General features: G+C 37.5%; 2 protein-coding genes. Both read right to left on the reverse strand.

Features of this window, described 5'->3' with window-relative positions; translation table 11 throughout:
• A partial coding sequence (locus QZ735_RS18660; protein WP_294251854.1) for a hypothetical protein occupies window positions 1-202 on the reverse strand: 202 nt, incomplete at its 3' end.
• 1 nt (window position 203) lies between these two features.
• Window positions 204-6,200, reverse strand: coding sequence for an RHS repeat-associated core domain-containing protein (locus QZ735_RS18665; RefSeq protein ID WP_294251856.1), 5,997 nt, complete (start codon window positions 6,198-6,200; stop codon window positions 204-206).
• Between the last annotated feature and the right edge of the window lie 56 nt (window positions 6,201-6,256).

Genomic DNA, 6,256 nt, shown 5'->3' on the forward strand with positions numbered 1-6,256 from the left:
CTTCATTATTCAGTTTAATTACTATTTTTTCGGGTCTGCTCATTTTAAAAATACCGGTTTGGCTATCATAATAAATTTCGCTTATTTCTTTTTCTTCTTTATCATAAAATTTTGAGGAAAAGATAAAATCCGGACTGCTTTTATGTACTGCAGAACAATTTAATAACAAAAAAACACCTGATAAATAAATTATATATTTCATATCATGGAAATTTATAGGTTATATTAAAAATATCATAAAATTTATTATATATAAAATTGTATAATATTTTCTGTGAGCTATTTAAAGCAGCAATCTGAAAATTAATCAATTGTTTTGGTACATAGCCAACATATGAGATAATATTATTTTTGCCTGCATATACATATTCTAAATTTCTTATTACCAGATGCTCAATACTATCGAAAGCATCATGAAACCTCCTAGCTTGATCTATTTCTATGTTAGGTAATCCTAATGCATTAGACCATGCATGTGCTGTTTCATGTGACATTACTCTACCTAAGGTTTTAAAGTTTGAAGCAGCTTTTGTAGAATATAATATATTCGATTTTCCAGAATTAAAATCAAAATCCGTCCTTCCTAGCACGTTAAAATTCCCATTGTCATTCATCATAAAGCCATCGGAATTACTTAATCCTATTCCTTCACTATCAATATTAAACCGTTCATTATTTGGAATATTCCCTCGTGCATCTTTCACATTCTTATTCATACTTTGCAAGTCCAAATTAGTATCGGCATTAGTATCAACTTCGACATCTGATGTTGTGGTAAACTTAGGTCTATTATATCCTTTTATATAATAATTCGCCGTGTAGCTCACTGCTCCCACAGTCCCTCCGATGACAGCTCCTTTCAAAATCCCCTTTAATACCGGAGTATTATTGACAATAGAATCTACAGCACCTCCGGCAGCACCAATAGAAGCACCTTGCGCTACAGCGCCCCAGAAACCATTTCCAAATACGTTGAGCGCTCCTACTCCAGCCCCCAGGCCACCGGTAATAAAAGAAGTAAATACGCTTTTTAAAAATCCTGACTTACTGGCATTTCCTGTTATAGCGGCCATGGCTGTGTAAATCAAACTTCCAATAACTACTGCTTTTAGTGCACCCACAATAAGAATAGGGACAGCAGCTAAAATTGCAAACTCCCAGTTCGGGTCATTGTACATCAGCGGATTGTTCACTGCATATCCATACTTATTATAGATCTGGGTATTATGTGAATCCTGAATATTCTCATCCGCATTTAAAAATCTTCTCAGAAGCGGGTCATACAATCTGCCGTTCATATGGATAAGCCCGACATCCAACAGATGCTCATGGCTGGTATATCCGCGGTCTGTCAAAAGGCCCCTGGCCAGATTCAGAATAGTCGCTTTATCGGTGACTACGGCTCCGTTCCCAACTCTCAGATGGGTAAAATTACCCCAAGCATCATAATGCCGCTGTTCCAGCTTATTTCCTGCTTCATCACTGATGGCCAGAATACTCCCTAAATAATCCTTATGCAGGTATTTATAAGATCCTGTAGTTTCTCCATAATCTTTCAAATATATGATATTGGATTCATATGGGCTGCCTCCGATATATAATATATGTTTTTCCTGTTCTGTACCGGCTATTTTAACTACCTCAAAGCTGCCATCTTCACTGTAGAATTTACTCAGGCTGTTTTGCCATATTGGAGCATTAGGATCCCAAACGCCACCGCCATCCTCTGAGGACTGCATCACGGAGAACTCACCAATAGGTCCTTGATCAGCAGGCTTAGGCCTGTCAATGTCCATCCTCTGCCTCATATTGCTTAGCCCATACTCAAATCCGATCTTTGCCTTCTGCCCGGTAATAAGCGTCGGATCATTATTTTCATTATAGGTAATAGTCTGGATCAGGTCATTATTATAGTTCTGCATTCCTGCAGCACTCAGGGTCATTCCCGTAGGCTGATAAATTTTGGCTGTGTTATCAAACTTTATCGTACCTACCTGATCATTCTGCAGGATCCTTCCTTTTGCATCATAGACATTACGGTTGGAGTTCGGCTCCAGGCCTGTTACCGGATCTGTCCAGTTAATAAGACGGTTATTGTCATCATAGTAGAAATTTTCCTCAATACTGAAATCACCTTCTGTTTTTCTGTACTTCAGTTCATTTTTTAAAGCATCGAAGGTATAGGTCAGTTTCAGGATGTCCGGTTTTACTGCAGACGAATGATTAACGGTTTTTAAGAATCCGGCTGCATCATAGGTATTGGTAATGGTAGACATTCCAAGCTTGCCTTTCAAAACGGTACCCTTCTCATCTGTTTCCTGGAGTTCCCAAAGAATCTTCCCGGAGATTTTATCTTTTAGTTGATAAAGATCCCCATTCCATGTGCTGTATACGTTTTCTATGGTTACTTTCGTTATAACACCACATGACTGCAATTCTTTTTCGTAGGAAGATACCCTGCCTTTACTATCATACGTGATTTCTTTCTGCGAATAAATTCGTCCGTAGCTGCTTTCAGTAGAAACTTTTACTCTTCCCTGGGGATCATAAGTAATACCTGAACTGTAAAACTGTCCATGTGACGTCCCGGATTTTGAAACAAGCCTTCCCTTGGTATCATAAGAAAAAGTAATGTTATTATTTGTGCCCTGGCCACCGTCATTGGTAGAAAGTTCCTGCTGGGAAACCATTTGACCAAGCGCATTATAGGTAAATACTTTTTCTCCCTTCGGGCTAATGATCTTTTTTGGCTGACCGAAGCCGTCATATTCGTATTTATATACGCCATTGGAAGGATCATTAAATTCAGATTTCCTGCCCCAGGCATCGTACTTTGTTGTAACAATATTCTCAGCATACTGCGCCTTGATCTGTTCTCCGGCAGCATTATAGGAAAATTGTATGGTGCCTCCTTTGTCAGTAGAAGACATTATATTGCCTACGGCATCAGCTGTTTTGGAATTTGTTCTTTCATAGCCATTGATTTCTTTAACGGTAGTGGTAAGCCCTGAAACGGAAGTTTCCATTTTCTTCCCGGTAAAGGAAGTAGCTGTTACTTTTGCAGGAAATACCGTATCATTATATGATATCGTATTCCATTTATATGGATTCTGTCCTTCAAAATAAGGCTCACTTTCCCTTATTTTTCTTCCTAAAATATCATATTCACTTGTAACAGACACATACTGTCCCTGGGCAAAGGCCTTGCCGGAAACTTTATACTCCTGCCCCAGCTTATTTGTATACTTTTTAGAAACATCGCCATCCGGATCATTTTGAGTAACTATGAAATCACCATTGCTTTCCCTGTTATAAAGGTAAGTTGTCGTTCCTCCCAGACTGGTTGTGGACTCCGACAGTTTTCCCCAGGCATCATAGATATTAGTCAGGCTGTTACCCAACGGATCAATCTGTGCCAGCAATTGTCCCCGGTTATTATAGGTAGCAGTGGTTTCCAGGCCTAAATTATCCGTTTTCTTTTCAACAAACCTTCCTTTTGCTTCATATTCACTTTTAATAGTTTGGGTCTGTGCATCTATGCTGTTACCTGTTACTTTTTGAGTAATATTCCCAAAACCGTCATATTCATATGTTTCCAGTAAATACGCTGTATTGTCCCTGTTCCAGGTCTTCCATGTTTTTAAACGATTGTTTTCGTAGGTATATTCTTCCTTGACAGACTTTGTATCACCATAGGCGGAAACATTATTGATCTTTGCTTTTGGGCGGCCAATATAATAATCTTTTCCAACCCCTGATGGGTTATGGGTATACTCAAATGTAGAAGTGCTGATTTCATAGCCATTATTCGTATTTGTAACACTTTGGGCAGGAAGATGGTAATCTCCATAAGTTATCGAACTTGCTGTAACCGTCCCGGTTAAAAAATCTTTCTTTTTATTAGACGTCGGTGTAACGGCAAGTACCATCCTGGATTTGTCGGCAGGAGCAACAGTAGTAACTACTTGTCCGTTTACCAATTTATCCGTTTGGTAAACCATTGACTTAAAACTTAATAACTGAGTGTTATTTTCTGAAATATCAGCAGGGAATACCAGGTTTTCATTATTTGTCCTGATGCTCCATTCCTTTACAGGTAATCCGTCACGCAGCGGGTCTGTTTCCACCCCATTCCAGATTTTGGTATTTTCATAATTATCAGCATACCATGAAGAGCGGGCGGTCTGACGAAAACCGATCACTCCTTTTCCATGGAGATGAGCAATGTACCCTCTGTATCTGAAATCCTGTTTTCTTCCTCCCATTCTGATCTGTGATACGGCATATGATTGATCCATTCTTTCCAATTCAACATAAGGATACTGCTCTTTTTTTACAGGAGCGTATAAATTAGGACTTACTGCCGGATTGAGCTCCTTGTAATCGATATCATACTGAAGATAAGCCTGTGAAACAGAAGAGATATTCTTATCAGCATTTAGGTTATAATGCTGATAACTGATAAGCTTTATTTCACTTGAATTAGTAGCTTTTAATAAAAAAAGTACCTTGGATAAAGAATTATTGACTCTGAAATCGCCGAATAACGGGCTTATTATCGCTTTTGGTCTTTCGGAAGACATTAATCTTTTTTCATTGAAACGCCATTTGAACTGACTGTCATTAGGATTATAATAAGGCTCAGAATAGCTATCCAGCCTCCAGTTACTCTGAAAGTTGGTATTGATATTACTGAAAAAAGTGTAAGAATTCAAAATTTCGCCTTTACCATCACCATCAAGATCCATAACAGCACTGTTTGAAAGAATATCAGGTCTTGAAGAGACATCCTTCTTATACAGCATCAACCCCTGTAAACTTTCCTCTAGATCAGCTCCGGTATTCAGGTAAACAGACCATCCTGTAGTATATTCGTCGTTAACTTTATACTCGTGAAGCGGAAGTAATACCTCAATATTTTTATCCCCATTCAAGTCGCCGAATTGAATCCCGTCCATAAGGCCTTTAATAACATAGCTCTTTTTAAGCTCAATAGCATAACTGTTCTCCTGTTTTTTTAATTCATATTGTTTCATATTGTTTACAGGAACAGATGAGGTTTTTAAACCTGTACTTCCATTGATATAGCTTTTGGTATAGTATACAGCATCCGTATTTATTCCTGAAGGTTCGATAAAAACAATATCCTGCTTTCCATCATTGTCAAAATCCATGATCCCGCCTTTACTTAAAATATTTTTAGCTGTAATACCCGGTATGATATGTACTGAATTATTCTGTAAATCAGTATGATCCAAAACCATATATCTGTAGCCTAATGTCCTGCACCTCCATATTGTCTTTAAGGGATCGGGTACGATAATCATGTTATAGCACTTTGAATCCTGAATACCCATTATAATTTCTGACATACCGTCAGAATCTATATCTATTTCTTTTAAAAGATGAACAGCAGATCTTTCTGTCTGACCATTATAATCATCAACAGGTGGAACCGGTGGAGGATAAATTGATGGACTATATGCATATCCCGATGGATTAATTGTTTTGGAATATTCCAGGACAAGAGGATCATTAAAAGTATTGAGTACGGAAGCATCACTTTTTACTGAGTAATATTTCAGCTGCATGCTTCCTGTAGTCGGAGGATTAGTACCTGCATTATTTTTACTAATAATCAGGCCTTGTCTGGTTTTAATGTAATTATCAGCAGACTTGACATTTACCGTTGTAAAACCATTACCGGATGAATACATTGCGTATGATCCCAAATAAACAAAGGAGGGATTACTGCTATTGACTGCGTCAAAATAAATATAATACCCATCAGGCCTTCCATTTTGCGCAGGCTGCATCACAACAAAGTCTATAAGACCATCTCCATTATAATCTCCAGTGGTTATGATATTATTATAATTACCGAAATCACTTTCATGCAGAGAAGTAGATAAAGGTTTTGTCGAAAATATCACAGGATCAGCTTCTTCTCCTGCTGAATTCGTTTCAACTATTTTCTCAACAAAATCATAATTAATCTTATTATTGGCATCATTATTTATAATATTCTGTGAAGCAGAATACTGTATTGAATAATTCTTAAATAAAGAAGTGTTAGAAAATATACTGACCTGAGATAATTTCTTGTCCTGAATTAACGGAACACCTCTAATGTAAGAAGACTCTTTTATAGTTCTTGGTGAATAGTAAAAATTTACCTGATTAAAATGAGCTGTACCCAATTCTTCATTTCCTCCCCACTGGATATTGTTTATCAGGGAAATATTATTGTTTTGGG

The organism is uncultured Chryseobacterium sp. (assembly GCF_913776365.1).
Taxonomy (GTDB): domain Bacteria; phylum Bacteroidota; class Bacteroidia; order Flavobacteriales; family Weeksellaceae; genus Chryseobacterium.